This window comes from Kouleothrix sp. 19917 (genome assembly GCF_057073505.1).
Window position 1 is genome coordinate 2,677,073 of the sequence record NZ_CP097099.1, and the last position, 17,656, is coordinate 2,694,728.

The 17,656-nt window shown below is 62.9% G+C and carries 13 protein-coding genes; 12 read left to right on the forward strand and 1 reads right to left on the reverse strand.

What is annotated here, in order from left to right:
* Window positions 1–13 precede the first annotated feature (13 nt).
* From M1P90_RS10875 to M1P90_RS10915, 9 genes are all read left to right on the forward strand, one after another.
* A complete protein-coding gene (locus M1P90_RS10875) occupies window positions 14–1,420 on the forward strand; it encodes an ABC transporter substrate-binding protein (RefSeq protein WP_483702646.1) in 1,407 nt (468 codons plus the stop codon).
* 17 nt (window positions 1,421–1,437) lie between these two features.
* Entirely contained in the window at window positions 1,438–2,325 is an 888-nt protein-coding gene (locus M1P90_RS10880) for a carbohydrate ABC transporter permease (RefSeq protein ID WP_483702647.1), read from the forward strand.
* Window positions 2,318–3,199: a carbohydrate ABC transporter permease gene (locus M1P90_RS10885; protein ID WP_483702648.1), complete on the forward strand. Its 882-nt coding sequence runs from the start codon at window positions 2,318–2,320 to the stop codon at window positions 3,197–3,199. Before M1P90_RS10880 ends, M1P90_RS10885 begins: the two co-directional genes overlap by 8 nt.
* A gap of 188 nt (window positions 3,200–3,387) precedes the next feature.
* Window positions 3,388–4,971: an STAS domain-containing protein gene (locus M1P90_RS10890; RefSeq protein ID WP_483702650.1), complete on the forward strand. Its 1,584-nt coding sequence runs from the start codon at window positions 3,388–3,390 to the stop codon at window positions 4,969–4,971.
* A gap of 489 nt (window positions 4,972–5,460) precedes the next feature.
* Window positions 5,461–5,940: a MarR family winged helix-turn-helix transcriptional regulator gene (locus M1P90_RS10895; protein WP_483702652.1), complete on the forward strand. Its 480-nt coding sequence runs from the start codon at window positions 5,461–5,463 to the stop codon at window positions 5,938–5,940.
* 36 nt (window positions 5,941–5,976) lie between these two features.
* Entirely contained in the window at window positions 5,977–7,734 is a 1,758-nt protein-coding gene (locus M1P90_RS10900) for an ABC transporter ATP-binding protein (protein WP_483702653.1), read from the forward strand.
* Between the two features lie 98 nt (window positions 7,735–7,832).
* On the forward strand, window positions 7,833–8,234 hold the full coding sequence (locus M1P90_RS10905) for a nitroreductase family deazaflavin-dependent oxidoreductase (protein ID WP_483702654.1): 402 nt from the start codon (window positions 7,833–7,835) through the stop codon (window positions 8,232–8,234).
* A gap of 318 nt (window positions 8,235–8,552) precedes the next feature.
* Window positions 8,553–10,373 carry an ABC transporter ATP-binding protein gene (locus tag M1P90_RS10910; RefSeq protein WP_483702655.1) on the forward strand — a complete coding sequence of 607 codons (1,821 nt, stop codon included), beginning with the start codon at window positions 8,553–8,555 and terminating at the stop codon, window positions 10,371–10,373.
* Window positions 10,374–11,008: 635 nt separating this feature from the next.
* A complete protein-coding gene (locus tag M1P90_RS10915; RefSeq protein ID WP_483702656.1) occupies window positions 11,009–12,955 on the forward strand; it encodes a S8 family peptidase in 1,947 nt (648 codons plus the stop codon).
* Window positions 12,956–13,135: 180 nt separating this feature from the next.
* Here M1P90_RS10915 and M1P90_RS10920 read toward each other — a convergent pair whose 3' ends face one another.
* A complete protein-coding gene (locus M1P90_RS10920) occupies window positions 13,136–13,573 on the reverse strand; it encodes a nitroreductase family deazaflavin-dependent oxidoreductase (protein WP_483702657.1) in 438 nt (145 codons plus the stop codon).
* Between the two features lie 243 nt (window positions 13,574–13,816).
* Between M1P90_RS10920 and M1P90_RS10925 the strand changes: the two genes are divergently transcribed.
* The 3 genes from M1P90_RS10925 to M1P90_RS10935 all read left to right on the forward strand — a co-directional run bounded on the left by M1P90_RS10925 (window position 13,817) and on the right by M1P90_RS10935 (window position 17,583).
* Window positions 13,817–15,856 (forward strand): sensor histidine kinase, encoded by a 2,040-nt coding sequence (locus tag M1P90_RS10925; protein WP_483702658.1) that lies wholly within the window; start codon window positions 13,817–13,819, stop codon window positions 15,854–15,856.
* Between the two features lie 11 nt (window positions 15,857–15,867).
* Window positions 15,868–16,554, forward strand: coding sequence for a response regulator (locus M1P90_RS10930; RefSeq protein WP_483702659.1), 687 nt, complete (start codon window positions 15,868–15,870; stop codon window positions 16,552–16,554).
* Between the two features lie 153 nt (window positions 16,555–16,707).
* Window positions 16,708–17,583: an acyl-CoA desaturase gene (locus M1P90_RS10935; protein ID WP_483702660.1), complete on the forward strand. Its 876-nt coding sequence runs from the start codon at window positions 16,708–16,710 to the stop codon at window positions 17,581–17,583.
* Window positions 17,584–17,656 lie beyond the last annotated feature (73 nt).

The following is a 17,656-nucleotide window of genomic DNA, read 5'->3' on the forward strand; positions in this document are numbered from 1 at the left end:
TACGGAGGTGCCCATGAACCGCCGATTGATCGCACTGGCCCTGCTGGGCGCGCTGCTGCTGGCCGCCTGTGGTGGCAGCGCCGCGCCCGCCGCGCCAACCAGCGCGCCCGCCGAAGCGCCAACTGCGGCACCAGCCGCCGCCACTAGCGCGCCCGCGCCCACCGCCGCCGAAGCCGCCACAAATGCCCCCGCCGCCGACGCGGCCACCGCTGCGCCCGCCAACGACCAACCCGCCGAAATCACCTACATGATGTGGGGCTCACCCGATGAGCTGGCGGTCTGGCAGCAGATCGTCGACGACTTCCAGCAGGCCCACCCCGCAATCAAAGTCAAGGTCGACGTCAGCGACTGGGATTCCTACTGGAACAAGCTCAAAACGCTGTATGCCGGCGGCACCCCGCCCGATGTCTTCGCCATGGACGGCCCGCTCTACCCCGACTGGGCCGGGCGCGGCGTGCTGCTGAACCTGCAGCCCTACGTCGACAAAACGCCGGGCCTGCTGGATGGCATGTACCCGAACACGCTCGAAACCTACCGCCGGCCCGACGGCTTTTTCGGCCTGCCGCGCGACCTCCAGCCGATTGTGCTGTTCTACAACAAAGACATGTTCGACGCTGCCGGCGTGGCCTACCCAACGGCGAACTGGACCCTCAACGACCTGCGCGACGCCGCCAAGAAGCTCACCAAAGACAGCAACGGCGACGGCAAGATCGACCAGTGGGGCTTTTCGCCCGACCTGTGGGACATGGAGCTGTTCTGGAGCGAGGCGATCTGGGGCTATGGCGGCACGATCCTGAGCGATGACTACAGCAAAACCACGCTGGCCGAAGGCCCGGCCCGCGACGCCTGGAAGTATATCGACGGCATGGTCAGGGACGACAAATCGGTGCCCGGCCCGGAAATCAGCGCCGAGTACGGCAGCGACCCCTTTGCTGCGGGCGTATCGGCCATGACGACGATCGGCCACTGGGCCGTGCCGGATTACGCCAAGCTCGAATTCAAATGGGATGTTGCGCCCATGCCTGCCGGCCCGGCCGCGCACGCCACCAGCGTGAACAGCGCCGGCTTTGTGGTGGCGAAAGATAGCAAAAGCCCCGATGCAGCCTGGGAATTTGTGAAGTACGCAGTGGGCGAAGCCGGCCAGAAGCGCCTGACCGAGCTGGGCTTCGCCGTGCCGATTCTGAAATCAATCGCTGAAAGCCCGACTTTCCTTCAGCAAAAAAGCGTCACGATCAACCAGCAAGTCTTTCTCGACTCGCTTGGTTTCGCGCGCGCCAAGCCCTCGTTCCGCGGCTACGACGAGTGGGCTGGCGCGGTGGGCGATGGCTTAATACCAGCATGGAACGGCGAAAAGACCATCGACGAGGCGCTTGACGAAATTGTGCCCCAGGCCGATGAGGCATTGTCGAAGAATCAGTAGCGTGCGCGAGGAACGGCATGCAGGCAGGCATTAAACCACTGGGGCGCGAGCGGCTTTGGCTGCTCGTGCTCCTCGCGCCTACGCTGGTGGGGCTGCTGTTTGGCGCGCTCGGCTCGGTGCTGGCAACAACCGTCATCAGCTTCCTGAAATGGGACCTGATCGCGCCGCCAACCTGGGCCGGGCTGAGCAACTACACCGGCTTGCTCAGCGACACGCTCTTCCGCAAGGCCTTGGGCGTGACCTTTGCGTTCAGCGCGATGTATGTGCCCGGCACAGTCGTGCTTTCGTTGCTGGTCGCCCTGCTGCTCAACCGCAAGCTGCGCGCCGTGCCGCTGTTTCGCACACTCTTCTTCCTGCCCACCGTCTCGTCGGCAGTGGCGGTTGGCCTGGTGTGGAGCTGGATCTACGGGCGGGATCGCGGCCTGCTGAATGCGCTGATCGAAGGCGCGGGCGGCAGCGGCGTGAACTGGCTTGGCTCGCAGAACGCGCTCTACGCCGTGGTGATCGTGAACATCTGGGGCGCAATCGGCACCGGCATGATCATCTTTCTGGCCGGTCTGCAAGCCATCCCGCGCGACTACTACGACGCGGCCAGCATCGACGGCGCGACCGGCTGGCAGCAGTTCTGGCGCGTCACACTGCCCCTGATCACGCCAAGCATTTTCTTCCAGCTAATCATCACGACGATCAACTCATTTCAGGCCTTTGAGTATGTCTACATCCTCACGCGCACGGCCAATGGCGCATCGAACACGCCGACGCTGGTCTTCTCGATCTATCGCAATGGCTTCAACTTCTTTCGCATGGGCACGGCCAGCGCGCAGGCGCTGGTGCTGGCGCTGATCATTTTTGTGCTGACGATGTTCTATTTCTGGTTCGAGCGGCGCTGGGTGGTGTATGAATAAATCGCTGCCGCTGCCCAAAGCCCGCCTTGCCCGCCTGCCCGCTGGCATGCGCGCGCGCACCCGCCTGTTCGACGCGCTGGCCTACCTGCTGCTGACGCTTGGCGCGCTGGTGATGATTGGGCCGTTTGTGTGGATGCTCAGCACCGCGCTGAAGCTGCCCGCCAACCAGTTCGACCGCAGCCTCATCCCTAGCCCCGCCACGCTCGACAACTTCCGCCAGCTGTGGGACAAGCTGCCGTTCACGCAGCTGATTATCAACAGCCTGTCGATCGCATTTCTCAGCACTGTCGGCCAGATCTTTACCTGCGCAATGGCGGCGTTTTGCTTTGCGGTGGTGCGCTTCCGCTTTCGCCAGGCGCTGTTTGTGGCCCTGCTCGGCACGGTGATGCTGCCCCCGCAGATCACGCTGGTGCCAAACTTCATTCTGTTTAAGTGGCTGGGCCTGGTGGGCACGCAGGTGCCGCTGTGGCTGCCGGCCTTCTGGGGCGGCGCGTTCGGCACCTTTCTGCTGCGCCAGTATTTCCTCACCATCCCCTTCGATCTGGCCGAGGCCGCGCGCGTGGATGGCGCGTCGCTGCCGCAGATCTTCTTCCAGATCTACCTGCCGCTGGCCCGCCCCGCGCTGGCTGCACTGGCGATCTTCAGCTTCCTGAACTCGTGGAACGACCTGCTGAATCCGCTGATCTACCTGCCTTCCGACCTGCAGAAAACCACGCTGACGGTTGGCCTTGCGCTGTTCCAGACGCAATACTCTGGCCGCTGGACGGTGATGATGGCCGGCGCGCTGGTGAGTGTCGCGCCCATGATTGCGATCTTTTTTGTGGCGCAGCGCCAGTTCATCGAGGGCATTGCGCTGTCGGGCGTGAAGCGTTAGGGTCATTGCCAGGCGATGTTTGATACGAATGCGCTGCGTAATGGCGGCGCATTATATGTTTGTCGAGAAATTGTTACTTTGCCCACTTCCGCAGCCCGATGCGAAGGGCTATACTGACGCTACCTGCACACCGGCCCGAACCCGCGCCTTGCAGGCAAATTCGCCCACTTTGCGCAGAGCACCACCCTATGAGCTGGAATCAACTCTCGCTTCGCACGCGCATCCTGCTTGGCTACGGCCTTGGCCTTGTGATCATGAGCGCGCTGGTCATTTTTCTTCTGTTCCGCCTGGAGCGCCTGAACACGCAGGTTGCTGCGCTGAACGCGGGCGCGGCTGCCGAAGCGGGGCTTGGCGCGCAGCTTGCGGCACGCTCGGCCCAGGCCCAGCAAGCAGTCAGCGCTTACTTGCGGCAGCCACAGGCCAGCACGCGCGCGCAGGCCACCCAGGCGCTCGATGCGCTCGCAAGCGACCTTGCGCTGCGGGCGCAGGCGATTCACGGCAGCAGCGCGGAAGGGCTGACAAGCGAGTTTGGTAAGCGGCTGAGCGACTACCAGGCAACATTCCACACCATCGACTCGTTGCTCAAACTGCAAAAAACCCAGCAGATCGCCACTGACCGCTATACCACACAGGCAAGCACCATTATTGGCCAGCAGCTCGTCAAGTCGATTGGCACGACCTCAGCAACGCGCCTGACGGTACTGCTCACCGCGCAAAGCAACGTGCAGTCGGCGGTTCTGGCGATCAGCCATATGCTGGCCGAGCAAAGCCCGCAGCAGGCCGATCTTGCCCTGTCGGCGTTGAATCTGGCGCGCTTGCGCCTGGAAAGCATCGACGATCCGGCCGAAACGAACTTCGCCCTGCGCGAGGCGCTGAACACCACGAACCAGAGTATTTCGGCCACGCTCGACCTGAGCAACACCCTCACCCAGCTCGAAATCCTGCGCTCGACCGAGCTGAATGCGCGCTCGGATGCCTTGCAGACCAGCGCCAATACCATTGCGCGCGACTCGCTGGCCGCCTACACCATGGCCAGCGCGTCGGTCGAGCAGCAGATGCGCCAGATCGAGCAGGCCTCGGTGGTAGCGCTTGGCGCGACACTGGCCTTTGCGCTGCTGCTGGGCCTGCGGCTCGCCCGCGCGCTCACCCGCCCGCTCGACACGCTGGTGGGCGCAACCGAGCGGATTGCGCAGGGCAATTACCAGCAGGCCGTCATCAGCCGCGACGGCGGCGAGTTTGGCAAGCTGATGGCGGCGTTCGAGCGCATGCGCGTGACACTGGGCGAACAGCGCGCCGAAGTTGAGCGCCAGCAGGCCGCAATGGCCAGCCGCAACAACGAGCTTGAGCAGGCGCTTGCGCAATTGCAGCGCGCCACTGCCGAGCGTGAGGCGCTTGCAACAACCGTTCGCACGCTCAGCGTGCCGATCATTCCTATTCTGAAACATGTACTCGTCGTGCCACTGGTTGGCGAGCTTGAGCTTGAGCGGGCGCATATTTTCACCCAGCGCCTGCTCGAAGGCGTGACGAAGGAGCGCGCCCGCCTGGCGATTATCGACATCACCGGCGTGGCAATGCTCGACCCCGCAGTGGTGCGCTGGCTGCTGAACACTGCCGCCGCGCTCAAGCTGCTTGGCGCAAACACCATGCTGGCGGGCGTCAATCCCGAAGTGGCGCAGGCGCTGGTCGCCAGCGGTGCCGACCTGAGCGGGCTGGATGTCGCGCCCGACCTGCGCGCCGGCGTCGCCCTCGCAATGCGCACAATCCCGAATTAGCGCAGTTTAGTTGAGCCACAGAGCGCACAGAGGGCACGGAGTTTGGCTTTCCTGCTCAGTGATCTCGATGTTCTCTGTGGCCCTATCCGCTTTACTCTCGCGATAGTATCGGCCACGCTTGCGCCACCAAGCAGCGCGTTGCAGCGCGGAAAATACAACTGCCAACTGCCTCCTGCCGACTGCTTTAGAAACACCCGCTCTGCGTTCTTCGCTCTCCGCTCCCCGCTCACTCGCTCTCCTGCTCCCCGCACCCCTGCCCATCCGATCAGGTTGACAAACCTGCGCGCCTGCAATATACTTGCATCATACAACTATTTCATAGTACACTTATTGCATGATACATCGATAATACAAACTCCGTTTGATCACTTTTGCTTTCTGGTGCTGCGCCCGGCGAAGCCGGGGCGCAGCACCAGAAAAAGAAAATTTGGGGGCGGCGTAGCCGCCCCCAAACCCCACGCGGAATGAGCCTAAAAAGGAACTTTCATCATGCCGAATGCCGAAGAATGCACCACCTTATTAATGGAAACAATGCCACGGCTGATGCGCGGTTTTGGCGCGGCGATGCGTCAGGCGCAAGATGACGAGGAAACGCTGACACCCGGGCAGATGCGCATGCTGGGGCTGCTCTGCCACGCCCCGCGCACTTTAAGCGAGCTGGCTACGCTGCACAACGTCACGCCCTCGACAATGTCGCGCACCGTCGACGCGCTGGTGCTGCGCGAGTGGATCAGCCGCGAGCCCGGCCCACGCGACCGCCGGCAGGTCATTCTGTCGCTCACCGAGGCCGGCCGCGCCATGCACGCCGAAATGCACCAGCGCGCAAAGGCAATGCTCAGCGCGAAACTCGGCCAGCTCAACGAATCCGAGCGCGAACGGCTGCGCGATGGCCTGCTGGTGCTGCAAAAGCTGATGGAGCAATTCCCGCAGCCCGGCCAGCCTGCCCACGAGAAGCAACCTGAAGCATAAAGACGCGCCCGCTGCGGCGCAAGCAAGTGAGAGTCTATGCAACCATTACGTCGGGCGCTCGTCTACCTGCGCCCCTACTGGCGAACCACGCTTGGCGCGCTGCTGAGCCTGCTGCTCGTCACGGGCGCAAACCTCGTCAGCCCGCAGGTGCTGCGCCTGGTGATCGACCAGGGCATCAGCGCGGGCAGCCGCACCATTCTTTTGTGGGCCAGCCTGCTGCTGGTCGGCGTGGCGCTGGTGCGCGCCTTCTTCACCTTCACGCAGGGCTACTGGTCGGAAAAAACCTCGCAGTCGGTGGCCTACGAGCTGCGCAACGCCCTGTTCAACAAGCTCGAAAACCTGAGTTTTTCGTACCACGACCAGGCGCAAACCGGCCAGCTCATGACGCGCATCACCAGCGATGTCGAGCAGGTACGCACCTTTATTGGCAACGGCCTGCTCCAGCTGGTCAGCGCAATTGCCCTGCTGATTGGCAGCTTGTTTGCGCTGTTTAGCGCCAACTGGCAGCTCGCGCTCATCACCCTGCTCACCGTGCCGGCCATGGCGGTCATCATCGTGCGCTTCATGCGCGTGGTGCGGCCAATGTTCAGCCAGGTGCAGAAGAAGCTCGGCTCGCTCAACACCGTGCTGCAGGAAAACCTGGCCGGCATTCGCGTGGTGCAGGCCTTCGCCCGCGAGCCCTACGAAGCCAGCCGCTACACGCGCCTGAATGGCGAGCTGCTGGACGCCAACCTGCAAACCATTCGCGGCGTGGCGTCGAGCTTCCCGCTGATCTTCTTTATTTCCAACCTCGGCACGCTGGCGGTGATCTGGTTTGGCGGCCATCAGGTAATTGGCGGCACGCTCAGTCTGGGCGAGCTGGTCGCCTTCAACACCTACCTGGCGCTGCTGATCATGCCGATTATGACCCTGGGCATGATCGTCGCGCAGCTTTCGCGGGCGGGCGTCAGCGCCGAGCGCATTTTCGAAGTGCTGGATGCCCAGAGCGAAGTGACCGATCGCCCCGGCGCAGGCCCGCTGCCAGCCGTGCGCGGGCGCGTGGCCTTTGAAGACGTGTCGTTCCGCTACGTTGGCGGCGAGCGCAACGTGCTCGATCACGTCTCGTTTGCGGCCGAGCCGGGGCAGACTGTGGCGATCATGGGTACGACCGGCAGCGGCAAGAGCACGATTATCAACCTCATTCCGCGCTTCTACGAGGCCAGCAGCGGCAAAGTGACCATCGACGGCACGGATGTGCGCGATGTCACGCTGGAAAGCCTGCGCGACCAGATCGGCATTGTGCTGCAGGATACCACGCTGTTCAGCGGCAGCATTCGCGACAACATCGCCTATGGCCGGCCCGACGCCAGCGACGCCGAGGTCGAAGCGGCCGCGCGCGCAGCCCAGGCGCATGCCTTCGTCACCGAGTTTGCCGACGGCTACGCCACGATTGTGGGCGAGCGCGGTGTGGGCCTGTCGGGTGGGCAGCGCCAGCGCATTGCCATCGCGCGCGCGCTCCTGCGCGACCCACGCATCCTTATTCTCGACGACAGCACCTCGGCGGTGGATGCCGAAACCGAGTACCAGATCCAGCTTGCGCTGCAAGAGCTGATGCACGGGCGCACCAGCTTTGTGATCGCGCAGCGCATCAGCACCGTGCGCGACGCTGACCTGATCCTGCTGCTGGATGGCGGCAAGATCGCCGCGCAAGGCACGCACGACGACCTGCTGCGCACCAGCGCGCTGTACGGCGAAATTATCGACTCGCAGTTCGGCGGCGACCGCCAGCCCGAGCCAGCCCTGGCGCTGGCATAGCGCCAGAAAAGCACTAAAGACGGAACCACGAAGGCACGAAGGCACCAAGAAACCAAACTCTGTGGATCGCCTGAACTTATGTTGATTAAAGGACACCTATGTTCATCTTCAAGCTCGTGCTCGCCATTCACGTCGCGCTCTACCGCCTGACCGGCGGGCGCATTGGCGGCAAAAACATCGTTCTGCTCACTACAACCGGCAAAAAGAGCGGCCAGCAGCGCACGCGCCCGCTGTTTCACATCAAAGATAGCGGCGACTATATTGTGATCGCGTCGGCGGGCGGCAACCCGAAAAACCCGGCCTGGTACACCAACCTGCGCGCCGACCCGCGCGTCACGCTCGAAGACCACGGTCGCAGCTTCAAGGGCGTGGCCAGCACCGTCGACGAGGAAGAGCGCGCGCGCCTGTGGCAGAAGATCGTCGCCGCCGGCCCAGGTTTCGCCGACTACGAGAAGCGCACCGAGCGCGTCATCCCGGTGGTGCGCATCCAAACGACGTAGTGCGCCTGCGGCGCGGGGGATAGGGGTTGGGGAATGGGGGTTGGTGTGTGTGCACCACAGACTTTGTACTCCAATATCTCACTGAGAAATCTGACTGCAGTTTCACTCAGATCAGCGTTTCGTAATTGACGTGCTGAGCTTTGGGCAGATTTGGGTTGATGCTTTTCGCGCGGCGCGAAAAACATCAACTCAACAAAATCAGAAGTACCTTGCTGCCGAGCTTCCTGAGCTTGTCGAAGGGCAGGCAAAAAAAGCACAATTGCCATACTAATCGGCCGAACCATCGCCAGCGATGGTCGCCACAACGAGAGAAATTTTATGATGCACGGTGGAATTCAAGCCATCGCGAACGCGCCCCAGGAGCGCGCCACCCAAAGCAGCGTAGTGCTGCGCCGGCTGCTGGTGTACCTGCGCCCGTTCGCGAAAGAGCTCGTATTCGTGCTTGGGCTGGTGCTCGTCAGCGCCGCAACCCAGGCGCTTGGCCCCTACCTGATTGGCCGGGCGATTGATGGCGCGATTGGCGCGGGCGACGGCCCGGCGCTCGACCGCACGATGCTGCTGCTGCTGGCGGTCTATGTCGCTGGCGCGATAGCCTCGCGCGCGCAGTTCATCGCAATCGGCTCGATCGGCCAGCGCACGCTTGCGCAAATGCGCACCGAAATTTTCAGCACGGTGCAGCGCCTGTCGCTGCGCTTTTTCGACCGCCAGCCAGCCGGCGATCTGATGTCACGCCTGGTGAACGACACCGACGTGCTGAACCAGCTGTTTAGCCAGGGTCTGGTGCAGATCCTCGGCAGCATCTTTGGTCTGGCCGGCATCCTGATCGCCATGATCGCGCTGAACTGGCAGCTGGCGCTGGCGAGCTTCATTGTCATCCCGGCCATGCTGCTGGCAACCCGCCTGTTTGCGCGCATGTCGCGGCGGGCCTTTCGCCGCACCCGCGAGTCGCTGGGCGATGTTTCTTCGGAAATTCAGGAAGAGATCGCCGGCGTGAAGATCGCGCAAGCCTTCAACCGCACCGGCGTGAACCAGCAGCGTTTTGCGCAGCGCAATGCCGCCAACCGCGACGCAAACGTCAGCGCTACCGCGATCACATCTGCGTTCACGCCCACGATCGACGTGCTCTCGGCGGTGGCGACGGCAATTGTGGCCGGCTATGGCGGCTATTTGGCGCTGGGCGGCTCGATCAGTGTCGGCGTTGTGATCGCGTTTCTCACCTACGTGCAGCAGTTCTTCCGCCCGATCCAGACGATTGCGACTTTTGCGACAACCGTACAGGCATCGCTGGCCGCCGCCGAGCGCATTTTCGATCTGCTCGACACACCGGCCGACCTGACCGACGCGCCGGGCGCGCACGCCATGCCGCCGATCGCCGGGCAAGTTGTGTTCGACCATGTGTCGTTTAGCTATGGCGCGCGGCCGGGTGGTGAGGCGGCGACCCAATCGCTCACGCTCGACGACATTTCGCTGGCGGCCGAGCCGGGCGAAACGATTGCCATCGTCGGGCCAACCGGCGCGGGCAAGACCACGCTGGTGAACATGATCGGTCGCTTCTACGACGTGGATGGTGGCGCGGTGCGGATCGATGGCACCGACATTCGCGAGGTCACGCGGGCCAGTCTGCGCGCGCAGATGGGCGTGGTGCTGCAAGACAGCTTCCTGTTCGCGGGCACAATTGCCGAGAACATTCGCTATGGACGGCTCGACGCCAGCGACGCCGAGGTCGAGGCCGCCGCGCGCGCTGCCCACGCGCACGAGTTCATCGAGCGGCTGCCGGGCGGCTACGCCACTGTGCTGGGCGAGCGCGGCGGCACGCTCAGCCAGGGCCAGCGCCAACTGCTGGGCATTGCCCGCGCCATCCTGGCCGACCCGCGCATTCTCATTCTCGATGAGGCGACCAGCAGCGTCGATACGCGCAGCGAGGCGCTCATCCAGAGCGCGCTGAAGCTTTTGCTGCGCGGGCGCACCAGCTTTGTGATCGCGCACCGCCTGAGCACCATCCGCGACGCCGACCAGGTACTGGTCATGCAGGAAGGGCGCATTGTCGAGCGCGGCACGCACGACGAGCTGCTGGCGCGCGGCGGGGCCTATGCCGACCTGTACCGCCGCCAGTTTCGCGAAAGCGCCGCGCCCGTGTAGGCAACAGGCAGCCACACAGCACAGAGAGCACCGAGTGTACGCTCGGTGCTCTCTGTGCTTTGCAGGTGCATCCCTGCCTACACGGGCAAATCTGGCCCGCCAGCATCATTTTACGAATCGAGAAAATACTCGCTTGCCAGTTTACCCACCTGTAGTAACAAAAGAAAAAGGTATTTGCGTGCAAAAATCGTGTCATAGAGCGATTTTGTCGTGCGTATTTATTGACAATAGCGAATTATAACGCACATCCTTTTGGTTCTTTACAGCACAGAAACCACCCAAAATTGACCGCTTTCAGTAAATTATAACTCATCCTCAAAAATCACCTTTTTCCCTGTTGAAATAAGATTTGCACGTCTAATACACACAGTATCTTTTTCCCCTCCTTTTCTGTGTAGATGATGACACTCATCCCACGCGAAACCCGTGCGACGCGCACGCCCCACGATTCGAGCAGCAATTTGGCTGCGCTCTTCTGTTTACCGACAAGGTAAAATCATTCGTAGCTGGAGGCCGCATTGCGTACCGCTCTTCGTTGCTGTGTTGCGCTCCTTTTCGCCACGATGCTCATCTTCCCGTATCGTTTGGCCGGTGCTAACAGCCCTCATTCCCCATCGGCAGAACGCAGTCGCGTCGTGGTTGGTTTCGCGATTTCCTATCGGCTTGTTGCGCCGGTCACTGCACAATCGCTCGCCGCCCAACGCGATGCCGTGGCCGCCGCACGCACAGCCTTGCTGCAAAACAATCTCCTGGCAGGCACCGTGCTTGTACGAACATTCACCTACCTGCCGCTGGTGGTGCTGGATGTCGACAGCGCGACACTCGCATTGCTGCACACCCTCCCGGGCGTTGTTGGGGTTGACCCCGACGACCTGGCCTACACGACGCTGGCCGAAAGCACGGCGCTGATTGGCGCACCCGAAGCCTGGGCGAATGGCTATTCCGGCGCGGGCCAGACGATTGTGATTCTTGATACGGGCGTGGATAAAGCCCACCCGTTTCTGGCAAACAAAGTTGTGGCCGAAGCGTGTTTCTCGAATGCGGCAGGTGCCGGCTCCGGCGTGAGCGTCTGCCCGCTCCAGGTTCCCGCATCGACCCTTGCCGGCTCGGGTGTTCCCTGCACCCTCAGCGGCTGCGATCACGGCACGCACGTCGCAGGGATTGCGGCAGGCCACAGCACTCAGGGAGCTACGTTTTCCGGCGTGGCGCGCGATGCTAAGATCGCATCGCTTCAGGTATTCACACGGCTCAACACTGGATGTGGCTCAAAACCAGCCCCGTGTATTGCCAGCTATCGCTCGGATCAGATCGCTGCCCTGGATTACGTGGTGGCACTGAGCACACAATACACGATTGCAGCGGTGAATATGAGCATCGGCGGCGGCTCGGCAACAACAGCCTGCGACACAGATACACGCAAAATCGCGATTGACCTGCTGTGGATGCTGGGTATTGCGACAGTTATATCTTCGGGCAACGAGGGGCTGAGCAACGCGCTTTCCTACCCTGCGTGCATCTCCAGCGCCATCAGCGTTGGCGCAACACGCGACGGCGGGGCGGGAGCAACACCGGCTGATACGGTTTCAGCATTTTCGAACAGTTCAAGCGCGCTTCGGCTGCTGGCGCCGGGGCAAAGCATCACGTCATCGGTGCCAGAGGGCGGGTACGCAAGCTACGACGGAACATCGATGGCGGCGCCGCATGTGGCGGGCGCGTGGGCGGTGATAAAGGCGCGCTCACCGTCGTCCAGCGTGGCGCAGATCCTGAACACACTCCGCAGCTCTGGCGTGCCGATCACCGACACCCGTAATAACCGCACTACCCCACGCATCGATCTGGCCAGGGCGCTTGGTCTCACGCGCACGCCACCATCCATCAGTGTCACCGACAGCTCGATTGTTGAAGGAGATTCTGGCACGCGCACTGCGCATGTGAATGTGCAGCTATCAACAACAAGCTCGGCCGAAGTGCGCGTTGACTACACGACCGCAGAGGGAACAGCGGTCGGCGGCAGCGATTTCGCGCCCATAAGCAGCACGCTGGTTTTTCCAGCCGGAACAAGGACGCAGGCAATTGAGGTATCGGTCTTTGGCGACATACGGGATGAAGACGACGAAGTGTTTTCGATACAGTTGAGCCATTCCCAGCAGGCGTCGCTCGGCGATGCAGAGGGTACAATCAGGATCTATAACGATGATGCCGCTCCGACGGTCAGCATGGCGTCCGCAAGCGTGACGAGGCGCGCACCAAACCAGTACGAGGTCAGCGCGACACTTGAGTTAAATGCGCCGAGTGGCAGAAACATCTCTGTCGTCTATCAGGTGCAGACAAACATCGGCACCTACGACGGCAGCGCCTCGTTCCTGGCAGATGAACTGCATGCGGCAAGCACCATTGGGGTGCCCGTTGATGAGCAGGCCGGTGAAAGCTCAATCGCGATATATCTCACGAATACGACGAATGCGGAAATTGATTTTGCGCAGAGCACAACATACCTCAGCGTCGTTCCGCCTGACCAACCAGCGCCTGCGGATATTGAACCACGCGTCTTTGTGCCACTGGCAGAATATCCACAGCAGTAAACATGAAGCAGGTATCGGGAATAACTATGCTGCTGGCTTTCTGAAGTCTTCACGGCCCGGCAATGCAGCTCAATTGCTATGCAAAGCGCCTGCAGGTGTTCAAAAAAAGCAGAGGGAGTAGCTTCTCTGGTGAAGCCGCTCCCTCTGCTTTTACACATGCAATTCGCCTTGCAGAGCGCACTACGCGACCGGCTCGGCCACCAAAACAGGAATCAGGCGCTCGGTCTTTTTCTGATAGTCGGCATATGGCGGGTAGGCCGCCACCGCAAGATCCCACAGCCGCCCGCGTTCGGCCGGGTCGGTCACTTCGCGCACCTGCATGGGGTAGACTTCGGTCTTGTCGCGGATTTCTACGCGCGGCTCGGCCAGCAGGTTGTGATACCACAGCGGGTGCGTGGGCGCGCCACCCTGCGAGGCAATCAGGATGTAGCTCTGGCCGTCCACAACGCGCATCAGCGGGGTTTTGCGAATTGCCCCGGTCTTGCGGCCGCGGTTGGTCACAATAATCACCGGCAGACCCGTGTCGCGCAAGGTCAGCGCCTCGGTTCCGCCGCTGCCTTCATATCGCTCCACTTGTTCAGCCACCCAGGCGCTGGGGCTGGGCAGGTATTCGTCCACAATCGTCTCCTTCATGTTCAGGCAGGCATGAAATCAGTTTCTTTCCCACCCCTGCGCAGAGCACCGCACGTGGGCAGGATGCCCTGCACTATACCACAGTTCGTTCGGCAATTGTCTATCTGCGCAAACAGCCCCGGAGCAGGCACTACCTGCGGCCCCAGCAACCGCACAACCGCATAAGCGCCACGCTTTCGCTGCTGTGTCGCCCGCGCCGCCTGCGGCAGCTTGTGGTACACTGTGCCCGTGGCAAAGGCAAACCGACAACTTACCAGCTGGCTCGAGGCGCGCGCGCCCTACCCGCTGGCCCTCCAAAGCCTGATTTCTCTGGTCTTGCTGGCAACGTTGCCAAGTGCGTTCGATACCGCTGGCTACGTGCTCAGCTCGCGCCTGGCCTTGCTGTGCGCGCTGCTTGGCGCGTATGTCGCCCTGACATGGCTGGTGCCAGTGCGGCGGCTGCGCCTCGGCTTCCAGCTTTGCTATCTCGCGCTTCAGCTTGGCGCGGCCTCGCTCGCACAGCTCATTGCGCCTTCCCAAATGCTTGGCTATGTCTACCTGATTGTGGTGCTGCAAGGCGTGTACCTGTTTCGCCCAATGGTGTGGATCAGCTTTGCCGCCGTGGTGTATGCGCTCTGGAGCGGGCAGCTGATCATTTCCTCGAACCTGCTTGACTGGGTGCAGAGCAATCTCGCGCTGGCGTTCCCGATTGTCTGCATCCTGGCGGCGGCGTTGCTCTATGCGCGCCAGCACCAGCGGCAGGAATATGTTCAGCGCGTGCTGCACGACATGCAGCGCCGCTGCGACAACCTGCTGATACACCTGCGCGAGGCCCAGCAGCGCGCCGCGCAGGAAGAGCGCCTGCGCATCGCCCAGACGATCGCGCACGACATTGCCAGCACGCTGGCGCAGGTCGAACAGAATATCAGCAGCGCGATTGCACAGGCCCAGAGCAGCCTGCCGCAGATCGAGTCACCAGTGACCCAGGCGCGCGCTGCCGCCAGCCACGCCATCGAGCGTATGCGCGAAGCGGTGGCCACGCTGCGTCACGGCCCGCGCGATGAACACGCGCCCGAGCCGGTTCAGCCGCCGGCGCTGCCGCCCAGCGGCCTGATGACCATGCGCTCCGAGCGGGTGCTGAACTGGGCGCTGCCACTGGTGTTTGCGCTGGTGGCGGCGGCCTTTTCGCTCTTGCAGCGCCCGGTCGTGCCATACGAGCTGGTGCTGTTTGTGTTGTGCAGCGCCGGCCTGGTGGGTGGCTACCTGCTCACCCAGCGCGTGCACAACCCCTTGCTGGTGCGCGTGAGCCTGATGGGGCAGGCGGCGGCTGTATTTGGGCTGGTATTCGCCACGCAAACGCTGCCACTGCTGCTGGGCTTGCTGCTGGTGCTCTGGCAAATGGCGCTGCGCTTCTCCACTGGCCAGGTAATCACCTTTCTTGTAGGCATTCAGGCGCTGGTTGCGCTCAGCATTGCGCGCCTGCTGCCCGCCGCCAACAGCATCGACACCAGCCAGGTGCTGGCGCTCGGCGTTGCCTGCGTGGCCGTGGTGGTGCTGATTGGGCCGGCCCGGCGCCAGCTGCAGCGCCGCCGCGACGCCGAGGCGCGCCTGCTGCGCCTGAGCGGTGCCGCCGCCGAGCTTGAACGCCAGCTGGCCGAGATGCGCGCGCTGGCCGTGGCCGTCGAGCGCACCCGCGTTGCCCGCGAGATCCACGACGACCTGGGCCACCGGCTGATGCTGCTGACCATGCAGCTGCAGCTGGCCGAAGATATGCTGGCCGACGAACCCGACGCCGCGCTGGAGCAGCTGCAGCTCACGCGCGAGCAGTTGCACGACTCGTGGGCCAGTGTGCTGAGCACCACCGACACCGTGCTGGCGCTCGATGGCGCGGGGCTGCCGGCCGCGCTGGAACAGCTGGCCGCGCAGTGCCGCGCCCTGACGGCGATGCCGATCAATCTGCGCGTGATTGGCGACCTGAGCCACTACGATCCGGCGGTAGCGGCGGCGCTGTTCCGCGCAGCGCAGGAAGGGCTGACCAACGCCTGCAAATATTCGCGCGCCGGCGAGGTGCAGGTGCTGCTCTACTGCGACGATGTGATTGCCGAGCTGCGCGTGCGCGATGGCTGCGGGGCGGGGGCGTGCGCGCCGGCAAGCGTGCCAGAGGTGCCGGCCGGGCATTTTGGCCTGATCGGGCTGCGCGAGCGTGCCGAGCAGTTGGGCGGCAGCCTGGAAGCTGGCGCGCTGCCCGAAGGCGGTTTCCAGCTCGTTATGACCCTGCCATTGGGCTAAGAAGAACAGCCATGAGCGCAAAAATCCGCGTGTTCATCGTCGACGACCAGCCACTGATTCGTGCCGGCATTCAGGCGCTGCTTGGGCGCAAGCCCGACATCGAGGTGATTGGCCAGGCCAGCGATGGCGCCGAGGCACTGCGCAAAATCCCCGCGCTCGACCCCGACGTGGTGCTGATGGATGTGCGCATGCCGGTGATGGATGGTGTCGCCGCCACGCGCGAGCTGCTGGCCGCTGGCACGCGCGCGGGCATCATCATCCTCACCACGTTTCAGGACGACGCCAATGTATTTAGCGCGATTCAGGCCGGCGCGCGCGGCTACCTGCTGAAAGACGCCGACCACAGGCAGATCGCCGAGGCTATTCGCGAAGTAGCCGCCGGCCGTGCGCTCATTCACCCCGAGATCACCGCGCAGGTATTGCGCGAATTCAATCGCCTGGCCGCGCAGCCACCCACAGCACCTGCCTCACCCGCCAAACCCGCCCCGCGCAACGAGCGGCTGGCGCTGCTCACCGAGCGCGAGCTGGCCATCCTGCGCATGCTCGGCAGCGGGCGCAGCAACCAGGAAATCAGCGAGCAGCTGATCATCAGCATCGGCACGGTGAAGAACCATATCAGCAGCATTCTTGGCAAGCTCGACGTGCGCGACCGCACGCAGGCAGGCTTGTTCGCCCAGCAGGCCGGCCTGGCCGAATGACCCTGGTCATAGGTCGCGCGGCACCCCCTGCGCGCAGCCGGCACCCCCGAAATAGGCCACGCGACTAGCCCCGCAGCACTTTCGCGCCCCGCGCCAGTGGCATACACTACCAGCATACGTAACCGCTTTGCATGCATTGCTGGAGAAAGCCGCATGGAAACTACCGAACAGGAACTTGACAAACCACTTGGCGAAAAGATCCTGGTGTTTATTGGCGTTGTTGCCCCGCTGATCGCCACGCTCTACGCGATCACGCGCCTGTGGCAGCGCTATGTCACCTGGACCGATATTGTGCTGATGCTGGTGTTCTATGTGATCTCGGGCCTGGGCATCACCATCGGTTACCACCGCATGCTGACGCACAAAAGCTTCGAAACCTCGAAGTTCGTCAAGGCGCTGTTCCTGATTATGGGCTGCATGGCCTGGGAAGGCAACCCGATCACCTGGGCGTCGACGCACATCAAGCACCACGCCCACTCCGATCAGGACGACGACCCGCACAGCCCGCTGGTGAGCCTGTGGCACGCGCACGTCGGCTGGATCTTTGGCGAGGTCGCCGACCCCGAGACTTACGGGTCGTGGCTGCGCAAAGACCCGGTGGTGGTGTGGGTCGATAAAACATGGTGGATGTGGGGCCTGCTCGGCATGGCCATTCCCTTCGCCATTGGTGGCTGGAGCGGCCTGCTGTGGGGCGGCGCGGTGCGCATGTTCCTGACGCACCATATCACCTGGAGCGTGAACTCGGTGTGCCACACTTTTGGCAAGCGCCCGTTCCGCACCAAGGATGCCAGCCGCAATAACTGGGTCGTGGGCCTGCTGGCCTTTGGCGAGGGCTGGCACAACAACCACCACGCCTTTCCGCGCTCGGCCTTCCACGGCATGGAATGGTGGCAGTTCGACCTCTCGTCGACGATCATTCGCACGCTCGAAGCGGCCAGGGTTGTGTGGAATGTCCACCGCGTCAAGCCCGACGACAAGCAGAAGCGCAGCGCGGGCATCGCGCTCCAGCCCGACGCGCTCGAGTCGTAGAACCAATTCCCTGCAACGCACAAGGGTACGAAGAAACAGCGCTTTCTTCGTACCCTTGTTTTTGTGCGAAATG